Origin of the sequence: Ensifer sp. ENS08, assembly GCF_014852195.1 — a bacterium.
GTDB classification, from domain to species: Bacteria; Pseudomonadota; Alphaproteobacteria; order Rhizobiales; family Rhizobiaceae; genus Ensifer; species Ensifer adhaerens.
The window spans coordinates 575,334-592,057 of sequence record NZ_JACVBF010000001.1 but is presented as its reverse complement, the minus strand read 5'-3'; the positions used below and the strand labels follow the sequence as shown (position 1 = coordinate 592,057).

The following is a 16,724-nucleotide window of genomic DNA, read 5'->3' as shown; positions in this document are numbered from 1 at the left end:
ACGAGTGACCGACGAAACGAAGAAAAGCGCTTCGAACGTTGCGCCCCTGCGCGCACCGCGCCCATGTCCGGAATGTGGCCGGCCGTCGCATCGGGAACACTATCCCTTCTGCTCCGACCGCTGCCGCAACGTCGACCTCAATCGCTGGCTCTCCGGCTCCTACGCTATTCCGGTCGCCGACGACGAGGCGAAAGCCGACGACGGCGACGACCGCTAGGCGTACCGCTGCGGCCGGACCGGCCGGTCCGGCTTTTCCTTCCCCACATCCTCTTTGCCGCGAACGACGCCTCGAAGATCCTCGCGCGTCACCGGGTGCGGGCGATCATCTTTTTCGGCTTCCAACGGCCACTTTCCACGAAAAATGGACCAGGGAGAGAATGCGATCTCTCTGAAACTCCTCGCTTTTTCGGTTTCTCGATTGTCCACAGGATTTCGGTCAAAAAACTTTCATTTGGCGCTGGACACCGCCGAACAAGATGCTATAACCCCGCTCGTTCCCGGGGCAAACACAAGCGCCCCGATGGTTCCGAAAGGAGCCGATGCCCGAAACGGCAGGATGCCCGGATAGCTCAGTTGGTAGAGCAGCGGATTGAAAATCCGCGTGTCGGTGGTTCAAATCCGCCTCCGGGCACCATTCTTTCTTCTCGAAGATCTTGGTTCCTTCAAGCGCTGCCGTGTCGTTTCCTTGCGTCCGCTATGCGGCTGCGCTCCCTCAATACGTCGTCCACTCCTGCACCAGCATCTCGCGAAAGCGGATGGCGGCCGGTGATAGTCTGCCGCCGCGGCGTTCGACAAGGCCGATGGTGCGGCTGACGGTGGGGGCGGTCAGCGGCACGGTGGCGATAACAGGGTGTTCGACCTGGGGTGTGGCCAGCCGCGGCATCACGGAGATGCCGAGGCCCGCCTCTACGAGGCCGAGCGAGGTCGAGAGGTGGTTGACCTCGTAGAACCAGTTGAGCTGCACCTGGGCCGTTGTCAGCGCCCGGTCGAGCACGGCACGGTTGCCGCTGGTCTTGCTGACCCCGATCAGCGGGTGGCCGGTCAGATCCGCCCAGGTCAGTTGCTTCGAGGTCGCCAGCGGATGATCGCGGCGGCAGGCGAGCACGAACGGGTCGTCGACAAGCGGCGTGAAGCTGAGATCAGGGCGCGCCGCCCCAGTGATGTTGATGCCGAATTCGACCTCGCCGTTGGCGACCGCATCAAGGCCCTCATTGGCCGAGAGATCGAGGATTCGGAAGCGGATGCCCGGGAATTTCTCGTTGAAGGATTGCACAACCCTGGGAAGAAAATAGAAGGCCGCGGTCGGGACCGAGGCGATGGTGACCTGGGCGCGGTGTCGCCCACCGAGGTCGCTGATCGAGAGGATCGATTCCTCGAATTCGTCGACCAGACGCCGGACCAGCGGCAGAAGCTCCCGCCCGACCTGCGTCGGCGCCACGTGCCGGGTCGTGCGTTCGATCAACTGCGCGCCGACGGAGGCTTCAAAGCCCTTGATCCGCCGTGAAAGCGCAGGTTGTGAAAGATTGAGCTGGCGGGCAGCTTCGTTGAACGAGCCGAGGTCGAGTACGGCGAGAAAAGCCTTGAGGTCGAGGAATTCGAAATTATTGCGCATATCGGAATAATTACGTCATTCTTTGCATTTCACAACAGATTTGATCCGTGAGATCCCTCCGATCAGCCGGTTGCGGCCGGTCCGAAGGAGCATGCGGAATGGATGACTTGATCAGGATACCCTGCGTGATGATGCGCGGCGGAACGTCGAAGGGACCGTTTTTTCTGTCTCGCGATCTTCCGGCTGATCCTGTCGAGCGCGACCGCCTGCTGATCGAAATCATGGGCTCCGGCCACCCGCTGCAGATCGACGGTCTCGGCGGCGGCAACTCGCTGACGAGCAAGGTCGCGATCGTCGGTCCGTCGAGCCGTCCGGAAGCTGATGTCGATTATCTCTTCGCCCAGGTGAAGGTGCTGGAGCGCAGCGTCGATACGGCGCCGAACTGCGGCAACATGCTCTCGGCCGTCGGCCCTTTCGCCATCGAGGCCGGCCTGGTTCTGCCGACCGGCGACGAAACGGTCATCAAGGTTCACAACGTCAACACCGGCAAGATCATCGACGCCCGCATTCAGACCCCCGGCGGCGCGATCGCCTATCAGGGAGAGGCCGCCATCGACGGCGTGCCGGGCAAGGCCGCCCCTGTCTATCTGGCCTTTCGCGATGCGATCGGCGCCAAGACCGGCCGACTGCTGCCGAGCGGCAAGGCGACCGATGTCATTCTCGGTCTTGAAGTGACGCTGCTGGACGGCGCAACGCCGGTGGTGATCATCACCGCCGAGGATATGGGCTACAGCGGCTCGGAGCCCGCTGCGGCTTTCGACGCCGATGCGGCTTTCATGGCCCGGCTCGAGGAAATCCGGCGGGAGGCCGGAAGGCTGATGGGGATGGGGGATGTCAGCCAGTCGGTTCTGCCGAAGCCGGTGCTGATCGGGGCGCCCGCGAACGGCGGCGATCTGGCCGTGCGCTATTTCACGCCCGCCAATTGCCACACCGCGCTTGCAACGACCGGTGCCGTAAGCCTCGGTTTGGCGGCAACGATCCCGACCGGCCTGGTGGGTCGGCGTTTTCCGGAGCTTTCGCTGCCGGCGACGCTCTCCTTCGAGCACCCGACCGGTGAACTGCGGGTAAGGGTCGAGAAGGCCATAGGAGACAATAGCCCGACTGTGTCTGTGATGCGCACCACGCGTCGGCTGTTTGAAGGTGCGGCTCTTGTTCGCAAAGACGCTTAGGGTCTTGCAGAGCAACGTGTCGCGAATGCATTAACGAACTGGGAGGAGAACAAAATGCCCATGAAATTTACCCGTCGCGTCGCCCTGGCCCTGTGCGGGGCCGCCATGACCATGTCGGTCGCAGCCCCTGTGATGGCGCAGGAAGCCTATCCGTCCAAGCCGATCACGCTGGTGGTTTCCTATGCCGCCGGCGGCGGTACGGATGCCATCGCCCGCGTCTTTGCCGCGCGGCTTGAAAAGGCGCTCGGCGGTCGCGTCATCGTCGAAAACCGGCCGGGTGCCGCCGCCAACCTTGGAACCGAAGTCGCCGCTGCGGCTGATCCCGACGGCTACACCCTGCTGATCGGCAATCAGGGCCCGATGGTCGTCAACCCGCATATCTTCAAGCTGAAGGCCGATCCGGGCACGGACCTCGATCCGATCGCGATGATCGCGGATGCGTCCCTCGTCGTCGTTGTCGGACCATCGCTCAAGGTCAACACGCTCGGCGAACTGGTCGAGGCGGCCAAGTCCGGCGAGCTGGTCTATGGTTCGGCCGGCAACGCCTCGGCCAGCCATCTCGGCGCGCTGCTGCTCGGCCAGACCGCCGGCATCAAGGTCAGGCACGTTCCTTACAAGGGCGCAGGCCCGGCGGTGAACGACCTCGTCGGCGGCCACATCGACTTCATGGTCACCACCATTCCCTCGGCGATCGGGCTGATCGAGAGCGGCACGCTGAAGGCGCTTGCCGTCACCGGCGACAAGCGCTTTGCGAGCCTGCCGGATGTGCCGACCGCCATTGAAGCCGGCGTTCCGGGCTACACGGCCTCGGCCTGGTATGGCCTCGTCGGTCCGAAGGGCATGCCGGCGGACGTAAAGTCGAAGCTCGAGGCGGCGACGACCGAGACGCTCAGCGATGCCGACGTGCTCGACAAGCTGAAGAACGACGGCGCCGTGCCGTCCTCCATGGGCCCCCAGGCCTTTGCCGATTTCATGGCCAAGGAGCGCGCGCGCTGGGGCGACGTGGTGAAAGCGGCCGACATCAAGGTCGAGTAAGATGGAAGCCACGTCCACGAACACTGAAACCGAGCCCTCTGCGGGAGGGCTCGGCCGGGAGAGGCTTGCCGGCATCGTGCTGGTCGGCCTCGGCGGGCTTGGCCTGTGGGCCGGCTCCGATCTGCCCTTCATGACCTCGGAAGGCGTCGGCTCGGGGCTGATGCCGCGGCTGCTTTCCCTCGTCATCCTGGGGCTCGGGCTCCTGCAACTGGTGCTGAGCCGAAAGGATCCGGGGCCTTCGACCGGCCGCTGGGCGATCCGCGAGACGATCCCCGTCATCCTCGGCGTCGTTCTCTTTGCCGTTACGGTGCGTGGCTATCATCTCGGTCCGGTTACCATTCCCGGTCTCGGCCTCTCGATCGCCTGTCCGCTGGCGGTCGTCGCTTCCGGCCTGGCCGCGCGCGATGCGCGCCTTGGCGAACTTCTTGTCTTTGCCGCCGTGCTAACAGCCTTCTGCATCGGCCTCTTTCGCTATGCGCTCGGGCTTTCGGTTCCCGTTGCGCCGTGGCTTCTAGGATACTGAGATGCTGGACGTCTTTATCAATCTCGGCCTCGGCATGACCGTGGCGTTCACCGTGCAGAACATCGCGCTCTGCTTCATCGGCTGTCTCATCGGCACGCTGGTGGGCGTGTTGCCCGGCGTCGGCCCGGTTGCCACAATCGCGATCCTGCTGCCAGTCACCCTCTCGCTCGATCCGACCGGCTCGTTGATCATGCTCGCCGGCATCTATTACGGCGCCCAGTACGGCGGCTCGACCACGGCCATCCTCGTCAACATTCCCGGGGAAGCGACCGCGGTCGTCACCGCCATCGACGGCCACAAGATGGCCCAGAAGGGCCAGGCGGGGCTTGCGCTCGGCCTCGCGGCGATCGGTTCGTTCTTTGCCGGCACGGTTGCCACCATCGTGATTGCCGCTCTCGGCGTTCCGATGACACGCATGGGCCTTCTCTTCGGCCCGACCGAGTATTTTTCGCTGATGATCATGGGCCTCGTCTTTGCCGTCGTGCTGGCGCACGGCTCGCTTCTGAAGGCGGTGTCGATGATCCTCGTCGGCGTGCTGCTCTCCTGTGTCGGCGCCGATATGGAAACGGGTCGCGAGCGCATGACCTTCGGCCTTGAAATGCTCCAGGACGGCATCGAATTCGTCGTGCTGGCCATGGGCATCTTCGGCTTCGGCGAGATCTTCAAGAACCTTGCCGATCCGGAATCCCGCGATGTCGTGCGCAGCCGCATTGGCCGCCTGTGGCCGACGCTGAAGGAGCTGAAGGATAACTTCCCGCCGATCCTGCGCGGCACCTTCCTCGGCTCTGTCCTTGGCGTTCTGCCGGGCAACGGCGCGATCCTCGGCCCCTTTGCCAGCTATGCGGTGGAAAAGCGTATGTCGAAGCGGCCGCAGGACTTCGGCCATGGCGCACCGGCGGCCGTCGCCGGCCCGGAAAGCGCCAACAATGCCGGCGCGCAGACCTCGTTCATCCCGCTTCTCACCCTCGGCCTGCCGCCGAATGCGGTGATGGCGCTGATGGTCGGCGCGATGATGATCCAGGGCATCGTGCCCGGGCCACAGGTGATCGAGCGCAATCCGGAACTGTTCTGGGGGCTCATCGCCTCGATGTGGATCGGCAACCTCATGCTGGTCATCATCAACCTGCCGCTGATCGGTCTGTGGGTGAAGCTGCTGCGCGTGCCCTATCGCCTCCTGTTTCCGGCCATCGTCTGCTTCTGCTGCATCGGCCTCTACTCGATCGCCAACGATGCGGCCCAGGTAATGATGGCCGCCCTGTTCGGGATCATCGGCTACGCCCTCTACAAGCTCGAATTCGAGCCTGCGCCGCTGGCGCTCGGCTTCGTGCTAGGCCGCTTGCTCGAGGAGAAGCTGCGCCAGTCGCTGATTATCTCCGGCGGCAGCCCGCTGACCTTCCTGCAATCGCCGCTGTCGGCAATTCTGCTGGCGATCGCCGTCATGGCGCTTGTGATCGCCATCTCGCCGTCGATGCGGCGAAACCGCGACGAGGTCTTCAAGGAAGCCTAAGGTTTGCTTCTAAACGTTGGAAAGGCCACGGGCACGCGGCGCCCGTGGCCTTTCTGTTTTGGGCTGGCGGGCGAGGTATCGTCGCCGATCGGTCAAGAACATCGCTCCTCTTCACAAGTGCGCGGAAGCGGCGTAATCTCCAAGGATACTCTTAAGTAGAAATAATTTAAGTAATAGATCCTGCGGGGACAAAGGAATGGCTGCGACGGGAGCGCGCGGCGACAGGCGGGAGCAAATTGACGGGCTTCGCGTGATCGCCATGACGGGGGTACTGTACGTTCATTACTGGAACGAGCATCCCACACTTGAATCTGTTCGAGTTTCACTCTTCTTCATCATCAGCGGCTTCTTGATCGGGGTGATCCTGCTGTCGGCAAAAGACACCCAGGCAACGATCAACGTCACCAATTTCTACATTCGCCGCTCGCTTCGCCTGCTTCCGGCGCTGTTCCTGATGCTGTTCGTGGCGGCACTGTTCAACATGGATGGCATACGCAACAGCCTGGCGTGGCACACGTTTCAGATGTCGAGCCTGTATTTCGCCATCACCCAGGACTGGGAGCCCTGGGTTGCCGCGCATCTCTGGAGCCTCAACATCGTCGAGCAGTTCTACCTTACCGCTCCGCTGATCATCATCTTCCTGAGCCGGCGGCACATATTCGTGGCTTATGTCCTCATCTTCACGATGTCGGTGATCGCCCGAACCTATAGCGACGAGCTCGGTCTTCTCGCCTGGTCAAACATCGTTCTTGCCTTTGACCCGGTGGCGGCAGGGGCGATCCTGGCCCTGGTCAAGGACAATGCCGATGTGCGGGCGGTTCTGACGAGCAAGCTCAACAACCTCGCATCTGTCGCGATCATCGCGTCACCTCTCTTCGTCGGTTTCAAGTTCGGCCATTCGGAAACCTATAAGTTGCTTTGCATCTACGCGCTGGCCTCGATCGTTCTGAGTTCCTACATCGGATACAAGGGCGTGTCGGCCTATCTCCTGGCAAACCCCGTCACGCGCTTCCTCAGCCGCGTCAGTTACGCGACCTATGTGTACCACATGGCGCTCTGGTGGCTGGTCGCCGAACAGTGGCCGGCGCTCTACAGGGCGGGGCCGATGACGTTCGTCATCATGAGCACCATCACGGTCATCGTCGCGACGATTTCCTGGCATCTGGTGGAAAGGCACTTCGACGCCCTGAAAGCCCTGTTCCCCGTAACCCAACCGGTGCCGCTGGCGGCCGAGCGTGCCTGACCCCGCCTGCAGGGCGAGGAGCAAGGGCGCAATTATTGCCAACCATCGGAAGGGCTGACGCAATATTTGCGCCCCGAGGCGAGGTTTCTTAAGTCGGTGTTAACCACGTATTTGGTTGTATCGCCACAATCACAGCGGCCCATGAAGGGCATTTTTCAATTTTAAGATGTCACTAATATGGTCAGCATTCTCACGAACGCTGGAGCGATTTCTGCGCTCCAGACTCTGCGTACGATTAACTCCGACATGGCTCAGGTCCGCGGGCAACTGAACTCGGGCCTGAGAATTCAGACGGCGGCCGACAACGCCGCCTATTGGTCGATCTCGACAACCATGCGCTCCGACGCCAAGGCCGTGTCTGCGGTCCAGGACGCGCTCGGGCTGGGAGCGGCCAAGGTCGAGACGGCCTATGCGGCGATGGATGCCGTTACCGGTATTCTCAGCGAGTTCAAGGCCAGGCTGGTGACGGCGAGGGAACCCGGCGTCGACAAGGGCAAGCTCCAGAAGGAGCTCGACCAGCTCAAGCAGCAGATCCTGAGCATCGTGGATTCGGCGAGCTTCAGCGGACAGAACTGGCTGAGAACCAATGTCTCCGACATCTATGACAGCGATCTGAATCGCACTTCTGTCGCCTCCTCGTTTTCGAGAGACGCCCGAAACGGCGTGTCGCTGAACACGGCCGACTTTTTCCTGCGGGACTCCTCGCTGTTCAACAGCACCGGCGGCGGCATCCTGCAGGCCGACACGCGGGATCTGAGGACCGTCGGCGGGATCCGCTTCGTGACCTCGGTCGATGTCGACGGCTACACCACCAACAGCAACTACAACAACCGGGCGGGCCAGGCTGGCGAATTCGTGTTCCATTTCACGGGGCCGCTCAGTTTTTCGAACGCGGGCGACAAGATCACGTTTGACGTCATCGTCGACAAGGACAGCAGCTCTCAAGGTCTCTCGCTGCCGCTACACGCCGGAAAGACGACCTCGGTCACCGTCGATCGCACCACCGTCGATACGGTGCTCGGCGCCGCTGCCAACGGCGTGATATCGGACTACACGCAATATGCAGCAGTGCTCGACCACGCGGTCAAACAGGCGGGGGCCGGCGCCACGGTCAGGACATATAGGCACCCCTATGAGCCTTACGCCCCCATTATCAATCAAATCGGCTTCATGACACAGCAGAATTCCGGCCTCGACGGGTCCTATGTCGAGGTCGCCAATCTGGTCGTCAGCACGTCGAGCGGCGGCGGAGCTGGTCTCGTTGAAAACTCGGATTTCGGCGAGCGCGGATCGGAGATGACGCTGACGTTCGAGCAGTTCGAGGTCTACAAGGACGTCGTCGTATCCTTCAATTTTTCGGTGAACGGCGAAGCTCCCAGCACCCATTCCTTCGACCGCAATCAGGTGAACGCGCTGCTGGGCAAGGATACCGGCAAGATCGAAACGGTCGACGAGATGGTGACGGTGCTTCAGTCGCTCATCACGCGGCCGAACACCATCATTCAGAACAACGGCTCAGGGGGCATCCTGATAAAGTCCGATCCGGCCGTCGATCGGAAATCCGGTGCCGGAACCTTTATCGGCTTCACCAACATTGACGTGAACATCGAACCGATCGCCCGCAGAAACTTCCTTGACGTCGATATCGCGGCCAACCCGCAATCGGTCGATTCCTATCTCCACTACATCGAAGTCGTCCTGCAGCGGACCATCGATGGTGCAGCGGCGCTCGGTTCGCTGCTGTCGCGCATCGACATGCAAACGACCTTCGCTCAAACGCTGATGGCGACGATAGACAAGGGGGTCGGGCGCCTGGTGGATGCCGACATGAACGAGACATCGACGCGGCTGAAGGCCTTGCAGTCGCAGGAGCAGCTCGGCATTCAGGCTTTGCAGATCGCCAACTCCGACGCTCAGAACATCCTGCAGCTCTTCCGCTGAGACAAGCCGCAGAGGTGGATTTGGAGGGCGCGATTAAGAGGGGAGAATATCGTCGGCTCTGCGGACCTGCCTCGACTGACCCCGGAACATAACTCAGCCGAGGCTCCTCGGTCTGTCACCTGCGTTACAGGCGTGTCGCAGCTTCTGCCTATTCTGGCGCCCGGGAGGACCTGAGCGGCGCAGTTCGTCGCCGCACAATTTAGGCCGCGACATCCGGAAAAACGGGGGCGTGGCCGGGTCAACGAGGATTAGACATGCGTAAACTTGCGACACTCTCTCTGGCAGCTTTGGTGACTGCGACGGTCGCCGTGGGCGGCGTTGCTCCGGCATTTGCCGGCGGAAGCTACTACAAGGGCGTATCGACAACGCCCATCAACGAAGGCCACAAGAGCGAGAAGTACAACCCTGAGGCCAAGGTCGTGAACCGCCCGCCGCCGCGCAACGGCGCCTATTACAAGGGCATCATGCGCAAGTAATGCGGTATCCGTGGCGCGTGCGTGGCCAAGCGGCCTTTTTGCCCGTCGCGCTACCCGGCATAACCTGCGAAGCAAACGAGGGCGCCAGCGGCGCCCTTTATGTTTTAAAGCAGAACGTGGTTGAGGATGTCGCTTTCGCTGACCACTAGGTTCGGCAGGTGCCCCTTGCGAAGATAGTGCTTGCGATCGCTGTCGGCCGTGACGAAGACGGCAGTGCGGGCAATTTCGTCCGGCGTGAGTTCCGTTGTACCGGGAACGACGGCGATATGGGAGCGCAGGCCAAGGTCACGCAACAACTCTTCGATCGCACCATGGTCTTCGACGCCGTGCAGCACCAGACGATCGATCTCGGCGACCGCGTTCGTGTGCCACATCACCGTCTGCAGGGCGACCATGAGCGGCAGAACGCCCTTTGATCGCTGCAGTTCGGGATGGTGTTCGAAGCCGCCGAGCATCAGGCGAGTATAAAGCTCATAGGCGCGGATGTAGTCCTTCTTCGCGAGCCACATGCGCAGGGCGACCGTCATGCGCAGCATGGTGAAATCCCTCACCTGCGCATCGAGATAGGCCCGGCGCTCCGGTGTTAGCCGCACGGCGCCGCGCTTGGCACCGGAATAGAGAAAATATTCAAGGCCGCCGCGGTAGCTGTCCCAGGCGGTGAGCACGTCGGCATGGCCGGCTTGCGGCCGGTCGCGGGCAATCTTCGAACGGGTGACCTGTCGGTAGAACGGCTTTCTCAGGAAGGCGACGGCGCCCTGCTCCAGAAAATGGGCGAGATAGGCGAAGGCCCAGTAGGCGAAGTTCCTGGGCACCCAGGCCGACCGTAGTGCCGACGCCCGGTAGATGCCGATTTCCGGAAACACGTGTCGCTCGCAGAGGAAGTCGAACACTTCCTCGGAAGCGCGCTTCTTGAACTTCGTGTCCTTGTCGACGATGTAGAACGGCGGATCATCGCGCTCCTCGACTTCGTCATGCGTGTACCAGGGCGCGTAGCAGGCGGTGACTTCCGGATTGAGATCCAGGTAGCGGATCGCCTCGCGTATGCCTTCATTGATCAGGATGTCGTCGTCGGCGAGATAGAGCACATATTCGCCGGTCGCGCGGCTGAAGGCGCTGACGACGTTGGCGCCGGAACCGTAGTTCTCCGCCTGCCTGAGGTAGCGGATCGGCAGGCCCTTGGCGATGAAACGCTCGGCCACGTCGCGCGTGTCGTCGGTAGACGCGTTGTCGGAGATGATGATCTCGTACTTATAGGAGAATTGGTAAAGGTCGACGAAGTAGGCGAGCGACTTCTCGAGAAAGGCTGCGCGATTGTAGGTTGGAATGCAAATGCTCAGCTTAACCTGGCTCACGCGCCTCTCCATGGTGCTTTTCTCGCGCGGTTTCCAGTCTCTTCGGACGTTGCCGTTGCCCGCATCGCCAGCCCTGGCGCTGCCCGCACGGCGCAGGTGTCCCGCGCATACAGGGAACGCCCCCTGCACATTCCTTATTCCGCTTCGATCTTGTGTGAGCCTTGTCTTGGATAGGCGATGTCGGCCCCCTCTCGGCGCCGGTCGAACGCAGTTAACGCTTTGTTAACCATGCTGGCGCACTCTCGGATCAGGCTCACGCCGCCCCTTGTGCGACGGACCGGAGCTGCCGGACGGGATACGCCGTCGCGTTCGTTCCGATGGAGCCGAGGTAAGGGTGTACGATATGGCAGAGCACATGATGAAAATGCTGATGAGCATCATGGCCGCGCTCTCGTTCGGCTCCCTGCTCTTTCTCGTGGCCATCCTCTAGGGCTCTCTGCCCTCAAGGCCACCGCGTCCTTCGACGCCTGTCAGGGATAAAGGTAGAATTCGTCCCAACTCTCGTGCGGCACAAGCTCACCGATCTTGTATTCGAAGGACAGGACATCCAGGTGCTCGGCGTCGGTGCGGCACTTGAACTTCAGCTTGTACCATTCGCCCTTGCTGCGGAACACAGCGCCCGGCGCCTTCATCTTGTCTTCCTTCACGACCGGTTCGGCGAAAGTATAGGCAATCACCTTGTCCGGTTTGAAGCTCGACTTGTCGGCGTTGATGCGCTCCATCGCTTCGGTGTCGCAGCGCTGCTCCAGGCGGGTCTGGGGGTCGAGCTTCTCGAACTGACGTACCAGGGACTGATCCATCGCCAGCGCCGGGGAGAATGTGGCGGCGAAGACGAGCGGGTACGCGAGTAGCTTCATGCTTGACGGACTCCTGGGAACGGAAAGGACCAACCCGGCAAATCACTGCCGGGCGCGCGCTTGCGGTTTCAGTTAAGCTTTGTGGCCATTCCAAGGCATGCCCCGTATCCGCAACGGCAAACTACGCTTCCGATACGTCGATCCACTCGGCGCCGGTCAGCTCGGCGATGCGGGTCGGGCTGATGTGCACAGCCGCATTGGTGGCACCGGCGGCCGGCACGACGATGTCGTAGGCCTTGAGCGACAGGTCGCAATAGATGCTGTGCGGCTTGGCGAGACCGAAGGGGCAGACGCCGCCGACCGGGTGGCCGGTCTCGGCTTCCACCTCGTCGAAACCAAGCATGCGCGCCTTTGTGCCGAAGCGGGCCTTGTACTTCTTGTTGTCGAGGCGGGCGTCGCCACGCGTGACGATCAGGATCACGTCGTCGCCGACGCGAAGCGCCAGCGTCTTGGCGATCTGGGCCGGCTCGACGCCGTGGCCCTCGGCCGCAAGAGCAACCGTGGCGGTGCTTTGTTGTAGCTCGATGACGTCGATATCTGGGGCGTGCTGGGAGAAGAAGTCTTTGACGGAGGTCAGGCTCATGGCGACAGTTCACGTTATTGAAAAGGCAAAGGGTGGCCGCCGCGGCGCAAGAAGCGCTATGGTCCTTCGTGCCGGGCGCGCAAATCTCTCAATCGTCGTTGGAAGCGTCAAGGTCTTCCGGGCGCAGACCTTCCTGCTGCGGTGGCAGGTAGCCGTGATTGGTGAACCAGTTTTCGAGGATCGCGATGATCGCCTGATCCCGTGTCTGCATTCCCGGGTGATCCGCAATGAACGACTTGAGCGCCGTTTCGATCTTGTCGGTGTAAAGAGCGTTCATGCTCGCCTCCGTCTGGCTATGTGCGATGTCCCGTCCAGCAGATCACAGTGCTACAGCCCCCTTCGCGCGTCCAGATGGAACGGCCGGGGATATTCCGGGCGCGAAGGGTACTGCCGCCGGCGATGGGTCAGGCCTGTTTGACGATGCGGATCAGCACCAAAAGGATGACGGCACCGATCGTCGCGTGCAGGATCGCTGAAAGGATGCCGGTGCCGAGGCTGATGCCGATCGCCGGAAAGAGGAAGCCGGCGATGAAGGCGCCGATGATGCCGACGACCATATTGCCGATGAGGCCGAAACCGCCGCCCTTGACAATGAGGCCGGCGAGCCAGCCGGCGACCGCGCCGACGATCAGGAAGACGAGAATGCTTTCAATGCCCATGAACGGGTCCCTTTCCGTTGAATCTCCAAGGGAAAGATAGATCAGGAATTGAAATCAGATAGGGGGCAATTTCATCGCGCAGCGATTTTTTGAGCCGTCGAGCGTGGGATGCGGCGCCGGGCCTCAAATGGCAGCCCGGCGCCGCTCGTTTCAGGGTCAGACGATACCGCCCCCGCCGCCGGCAACGGCCGGGCGCTCAGCCGCGACTTTCGCGCGGTAACCGCTCTTGCGATAGGCCGCGACAGGTGCGATTGCGCCGCCGCTTTCGAGCCGCGCCATTGCGAGAATAGGCTCGACGTCGGTGCGGAAGGCTACCTTCAGCGTCTCGCTCGCCATCAGCGCGTCGTTGTCGTCCTGGTAGCCCGCGAGTGCCTGGCGGTCGACAATCAGCGCCTGGGCATAGGCGCGGCAGACCTCGGTGGCACTCGTCATCAGGCTTTCGATCGGGTCGGTGACGTTGTGGCTCTGGTCGAGCATGTGCGCCGGCTCGAACCCCTTGGCCTTGCGGGTCTCCGCATCGACGAGTTCGTTGAAGACGAGGAACAGCCGGTAGGGATCGATCGAACCGGTGTCGAGATCGTCGTCACCATACTTCGAATCGTTGAAGTGGAAGCCGCCGAGCTTGCCGAACTGGATGAGGCGGGCGACGATCATCTCGATGTTGACGTTCGGCGCATGGTGGCCAAGGTCGACAAGGCAGAAGGCCTTGGGGCCGAGCTCCTGGGCGATCAGGTAGTTGCTGCCCCAGTCCTGGACGACGGTCGAATAGAAGGCCGGCTCGAACATCTTGTGTTCGGTGTAGACGCGCCAGTCATCCGGCAGCGCCGCGTAGACCGATTTCATCGAGTCGAGATAACGCTCGAAAGCGCGGGTGAAGTTGCTCTGGCCGGGGAAGTTGGAGCCGTCGCCGACCCAGACCGTCAGCGCCTTGGACCCGAGCTGCCGGCCGATCTCGATGCATTCGAGATTGTGCTCCACCGCTTGGGCGCGCGTGGCGGCGTCGGCATGCGACAGCGAGCCGAACTTGTAGGAATGTTCCTGGCCCGGCGCGTCGGAGAAGGTGTTGGAGTTCATCGCATCGAAACCGAGGCCGAGCGACGTGCCCTTCTCCTTTAGTTCGGAAATGTCGCTCACCTTGTCCCAGGGGATATGCAGCGAGACGGTCGGCGTCGCCCGGGTCAACTGCTGGATGACCGCGCAATCCTCGAGCTTGTCGAAGATGTTGCGCGGTTCGCCCTTGCCGGGGAAGCGGGCAAAGCGCGTGCCGCCGGTGCCGGCACCCCAGGAAGGCACGGCAACACCGTAGGCGGCGACCTTCCGCTTGATCTCGTCGATCGCGATGCCGCGCCGGTTGAGCCTTTCGCCGAGGCTCTCATAATCCCGGCGAAGTGCGGTGAGCCGGCTTTCGTTCTCGGCCTCGACGGTCGCCTGGCTGATCATGGTGGTCGTCATGAAACTCTCCTCGATCAGCGGGTGAAGGACTGGGCGTTGCCCGCGTCGACATTGATGATGTTGCCGGTCGATTTCGCCGACATGTCGGAGGCGAGGAAATAGATCGCCTCGGCGATATCCTCGGGGAAGACGCTGAGCTTCAGCATCGAGCGCTCGCGATAATGCGCCTCGAGGTCGTCCACATCCATCTTGTAGGCGGCGGCGCGCTGTTCCTTCCACTCGCCAGTCCAGATCTTCGAGCCGCGCAACACCGCGTCGGGGTTCACGACGTTGACGCGGATCTGCGCGCCAGCCCCTTCGAGCGCCAGGCAGCGGGCGAGGTGGATTTCGGCCGCCTTGGCGGTGCAATAGGCAGATGCGCCGGGGGAGGCGGCAAGACCGTTCTTGGAGGCGACGAAGACGACGTTGCCGCCGACCTTCTGCTGGCGGAAGATGCGGAAGGCTTCACGCGAGACGAGGAAGTAGCCGGTCGTCAGGATGTCGATGTTCTTGGTCCAGAGCGCCAGCGTCGTGTCTTCGATCGCGGCCGACGAGGCGAGGCCGGCATTGGAGACCAGGATATCGAGGCCGCCGAAGGCAAGCAGCGCGTCGGCAAAACCGCCCTCGACCGCCGCTTCGCTGGTGACGTTCATGCTGACAGAGCGGACGAAATCCTTGCCGTAGCGCTTGGACAGTTCGCCTTCGGCCGCCGCAAGCGCGGTCTCATCGATATCGGCGAGCACGACGCAGGCGCCTTCCTGCATCAGCCGGTTGGCCGTCGCCTTGCCGATACCGCCGGCGCCGCCGGTAACGAGCGCGATGCGGCCGGCGAGGCTCTTCGGCTTCGGCATGCGCTGCAGCTTTGCTTCCTCCAGCAGCCAGTATTCGATGTCGAAGGCTTCCTGTTCCGGCAGGCCGACATAGGTGGAAACGCCGGAGGCGCCGCGCATGACGTTGATGGCGTTGACGTAGAACTCGCCGGAGATGCGGGCGGTCGCCTTGTCCTTGGCAAAGGTGATCATGCCGACGCCGGGCACGAGATAGACGACCGCGTTCGGGTCGCGCATGGCGGGGCTGTCTTCGTGCTTGCAGCGCTCGTAGTAGGCCGCATAGTCGGCGCGATAGGCGGCGATCGCTTCGGGCAGCGCTGCCAGCGTCTTGTCGACATCGGGACTGGCCGGATCGAAATCGACCACCAGCGGCCGGATCTTGGTGCGCAGGAAATGGTCGGGGCAGCTGGTGCCAAGAGCGGCCAGCGGCTTCAGATCCTTCGACGTGACGAAATCGAGCACGGCCTGGCTGTCGTCGAAATGGCCGACCTTCTTCTCGTCGGCGCTGATCAGCCCGCGGATGACCGGCATCAGCTTGCGGGCGACGTCGGCGCGGGCGGCCGCGTCGAGCGCCGGCTTCACCGCGCCGCCAAAAGCAGGCTTGGTGTTCTCGGCCTCGAACCAGGCGATCGCCTTGTTGATGATCTCGACCGTCGTCTCGTAGGCTTCTTTCGCCGTGTCGCCCCAGGTGAAGAGGCCATGGCTTTCAAGCACCACACCGCGTGCGCGCGGGTTTTCCAGGCAGAACTTTTCCAGCCACAGGCCGAGCTCGTAGCCCGGGCGCTTCCACGGCAGCCAGCCGATGTCGTCGCCGAAGATCTTTGCCGTCAGCTCGCGGCTATTCTTGGCCGCGGCAATCGCGATGATCGCGTCGGGATGCATGTGGTCGACATGCTTCTTCGGCACGTAGGCATGCAGCGGGGTGTCGATCGAGGCGGCGCGTGGATTGAGGTTGAAAGTGCAGTGCGGCAGGTAGCCGACCATCTCGTCTTCGAACGCGACACCGCGATAAATCGACTTCAGCGCGTTGAGCTTTTCCATGTAGAGAGTGGCAAAACCGTCGAGCTTGATCGTTCCGACGTCGCCGCCCGAACCCTTGACCCAGAGCACCTCGACCGTGCCGCCCCCAAGCGGATCCTTCTCCATCACCTTGGCCGAGGTGTTACCGCCGCCGTAGTTGGTGATGCGCTTATCGGAGCCGAGCAGGTTGGAGCGATAGAGCAGGCGCTCGGATTCGCTCATGCCGGCAGCCTTAGCCTCGTCCCAAAGGTTTGCAAGTCGCGCACCCTGCTGCTTGTCGAGCATCTCGAATTTCCTCCCGGTCTGATATCGCGCGGCTTGGCGACCGCGCAGAGATGTGGTTGGCATCAGATCACAGGACTTGAGTGTTAAAGTCAATCAAAAACGATCAAGTTCGCGCATATTGCGCTGCACAATGAAAAAATATGATTGTTTGTGATTGACAATGGTCGATCGTGATGGAAGCATGAACGCCATCGGAGGAAC

The 16,724-nt window shown here is 62.2% G+C and carries 15 protein-coding genes, 1 tRNA gene and 2 pseudogenes; 10 read left to right on the top strand and 8 right to left on the bottom strand.

Annotated elements, in window-relative coordinates; translation table 11 throughout:
- Nucleotides 1–4 precede the first annotated feature (4 nt).
- Both yacG and IB272_RS02785 read left to right on the top strand, forming a co-directional pair.
- Nucleotides 5–217, top strand: a complete 213-nt coding sequence (gene yacG / locus IB272_RS02790; RefSeq protein ID WP_034797000.1) for a DNA gyrase inhibitor YacG — start codon at nt 5–7, stop codon at nt 215–217.
- Nucleotides 218–558: 341 nt separating this feature from the next.
- Nucleotides 559–634, top strand: a tRNA-Phe gene (locus tag IB272_RS02785).
- A 78-nt stretch (nt 635–712) separates the two neighbouring features.
- On the opposite strand, the gene IB272_RS02780 is transcribed toward IB272_RS02785, so the two are convergent.
- On the bottom strand, nt 713–1,612 hold the full coding sequence (locus IB272_RS02780) for a LysR family transcriptional regulator (protein WP_034796999.1): 900 nt from the start codon (nt 1,610–1,612) through the stop codon (nt 713–715).
- A 98-nt stretch (nt 1,613–1,710) separates the two neighbouring features.
- Between IB272_RS02780 and IB272_RS02775 the strand changes: the two genes are divergently transcribed.
- From IB272_RS02775 to IB272_RS02745, 8 genes and pseudogenes are all read left to right on the top strand, one after another.
- Nucleotides 1,711–2,781 (top strand): 4-oxalomesaconate tautomerase, encoded by a 1,071-nt coding sequence (locus tag IB272_RS02775; RefSeq protein WP_060581887.1) that lies wholly within the window; start codon nt 1,711–1,713, stop codon nt 2,779–2,781.
- Nucleotides 2,782–2,835: 54 nt separating this feature from the next.
- A complete protein-coding gene (locus IB272_RS02770) occupies nt 2,836–3,816 on the top strand; it encodes a tripartite tricarboxylate transporter substrate binding protein (protein ID WP_244546723.1) in 981 nt (326 codons plus the stop codon).
- 1 nt (nt 3,817) lies between these two features.
- Nucleotides 3,818–4,339 (top strand): tripartite tricarboxylate transporter TctB family protein, encoded by a 522-nt coding sequence (locus tag IB272_RS02765; RefSeq protein WP_082566601.1) that lies wholly within the window; start codon nt 3,818–3,820, stop codon nt 4,337–4,339.
- A 1-nt stretch (nt 4,340) separates the two neighbouring features.
- Entirely contained in the window at nt 4,341–5,846 is a 1,506-nt protein-coding gene (locus IB272_RS02760; RefSeq protein WP_060581888.1) for a tripartite tricarboxylate transporter permease, read from the top strand.
- 196 nt (nt 5,847–6,042) lie between these two features.
- Nucleotides 6,043–7,089, top strand: coding sequence for an acyltransferase (locus IB272_RS02755; protein ID WP_060581889.1), 1,047 nt, complete (start codon nt 6,043–6,045; stop codon nt 7,087–7,089).
- 177 nt (nt 7,090–7,266) lie between these two features.
- Nucleotides 7,267–7,662 (top strand): annotated as a pseudogene (locus IB272_RS35550) (flagellin); the annotation flags it as partial.
- Between the two features lie 1,113 nt (nt 7,663–8,775).
- Nucleotides 8,776–9,030, top strand: a pseudogene (locus IB272_RS35545) (flagellin); the annotation flags it as partial.
- Between the two features lie 254 nt (nt 9,031–9,284).
- Nucleotides 9,285–9,506 carry a hypothetical protein gene (locus IB272_RS02745; protein WP_034796981.1) on the top strand — a complete coding sequence of 74 codons (222 nt, stop codon included), beginning with the start codon at nt 9,285–9,287 and terminating at the stop codon, nt 9,504–9,506.
- A 104-nt stretch (nt 9,507–9,610) separates the two neighbouring features.
- Here IB272_RS02745 and IB272_RS02740 read toward each other — a convergent pair whose 3' ends face one another.
- The 7 genes from IB272_RS02740 to IB272_RS02710 form a co-directional block, all read right to left on the bottom strand.
- Nucleotides 9,611–10,858: a glycosyltransferase family 2 protein gene (locus tag IB272_RS02740; RefSeq protein WP_060581909.1), complete on the bottom strand. Its 1,248-nt coding sequence runs from the start codon at nt 10,856–10,858 to the stop codon at nt 9,611–9,613.
- 470 nt (nt 10,859–11,328) lie between these two features.
- On the bottom strand, nt 11,329–11,715 hold the full coding sequence (locus IB272_RS02735; RefSeq protein ID WP_043613096.1) for a DUF930 domain-containing protein: 387 nt from the start codon (nt 11,713–11,715) through the stop codon (nt 11,329–11,331).
- 121 nt (nt 11,716–11,836) lie between these two features.
- Entirely contained in the window at nt 11,837–12,298 is a 462-nt protein-coding gene (locus tag IB272_RS02730) for a YbaK/EbsC family protein (protein ID WP_034796972.1), read from the bottom strand.
- An 88-nt stretch (nt 12,299–12,386) separates the two neighbouring features.
- Nucleotides 12,387–12,575 (bottom strand): hypothetical protein, encoded by a 189-nt coding sequence (locus tag IB272_RS02725; protein WP_034796970.1) that lies wholly within the window; start codon nt 12,573–12,575, stop codon nt 12,387–12,389.
- A gap of 127 nt (nt 12,576–12,702) precedes the next feature.
- Nucleotides 12,703–12,957, bottom strand: coding sequence for a GlsB/YeaQ/YmgE family stress response membrane protein (locus IB272_RS02720; RefSeq protein WP_034796969.1), 255 nt, complete (start codon nt 12,955–12,957; stop codon nt 12,703–12,705).
- A gap of 156 nt (nt 12,958–13,113) precedes the next feature.
- Nucleotides 13,114–14,409, bottom strand: a complete 1,296-nt coding sequence (gene rhaI, locus IB272_RS02715; protein ID WP_060581890.1) for an L-rhamnose catabolism isomerase — start codon at nt 14,407–14,409, stop codon at nt 13,114–13,116.
- Nucleotides 14,410–14,423: 14 nt separating this feature from the next.
- Nucleotides 14,424–16,523 (bottom strand): bifunctional rhamnulose-1-phosphate aldolase/short-chain dehydrogenase, encoded by a 2,100-nt coding sequence (locus IB272_RS02710; RefSeq protein ID WP_060581891.1) that lies wholly within the window; start codon nt 16,521–16,523, stop codon nt 14,424–14,426.
- Nucleotides 16,524–16,724: the final 201 nt, after the last annotated feature.

Bases quoted from the DNA above. Each gene is read 5' to 3' on its own strand.
- IB272_RS02780 (WP_034796999.1), bottom strand. From the start codon at position 1,612: ATGCGCAATAATTTCGAATTCCTCGACCTCAAGGCTTTTCTCGCCGTA.
- IB272_RS02775 (WP_060581887.1), top strand. From the start codon at position 1,711: ATGGATGACTTGATCAGGATACCCTGCGTGATGATGCGCGGCGGAACG.
- IB272_RS02770 (WP_244546723.1), top strand. From the start codon at position 2,836: ATGCCCATGAAATTTACCCGTCGCGTCGCCCTGGCCCTGTGCGGGGCC.
- IB272_RS02765 (WP_082566601.1), top strand. From the start codon at position 3,818: ATGGAAGCCACGTCCACGAACACTGAAACCGAGCCCTCTGCGGGAGGG.
- IB272_RS02760 (WP_060581888.1), top strand. From the start codon at position 4,341: ATGCTGGACGTCTTTATCAATCTCGGCCTCGGCATGACCGTGGCGTTC.
- IB272_RS02755 (WP_060581889.1), top strand. From the start codon at position 6,043: ATGGCTGCGACGGGAGCGCGCGGCGACAGGCGGGAGCAAATTGACGGG.
- IB272_RS02745 (WP_034796981.1), top strand. From the start codon at position 9,285: ATGCGTAAACTTGCGACACTCTCTCTGGCAGCTTTGGTGACTGCGACG.
- IB272_RS02735 (WP_043613096.1), bottom strand. From the start codon at position 11,715: ATGAAGCTACTCGCGTACCCGCTCGTCTTCGCCGCCACATTCTCCCCG.
- IB272_RS02730 (WP_034796972.1), bottom strand. From the start codon at position 12,298: ATGAGCCTGACCTCCGTCAAAGACTTCTTCTCCCAGCACGCCCCAGAT.
- IB272_RS02725 (WP_034796970.1), bottom strand. From the start codon at position 12,575: ATGAACGCTCTTTACACCGACAAGATCGAAACGGCGCTCAAGTCGTTC.
- IB272_RS02720 (WP_034796969.1), bottom strand. From the start codon at position 12,957: ATGGGCATTGAAAGCATTCTCGTCTTCCTGATCGTCGGCGCGGTCGCC.
- rhaI (WP_060581890.1), bottom strand. From the start codon at position 14,409: ATGACGACCACCATGATCAGCCAGGCGACCGTCGAGGCCGAGAACGAA.
- IB272_RS02710 (WP_060581891.1), bottom strand. From the start codon at position 16,523: ATGCTCGACAAGCAGCAGGGTGCGCGACTTGCAAACCTTTGGGACGAG.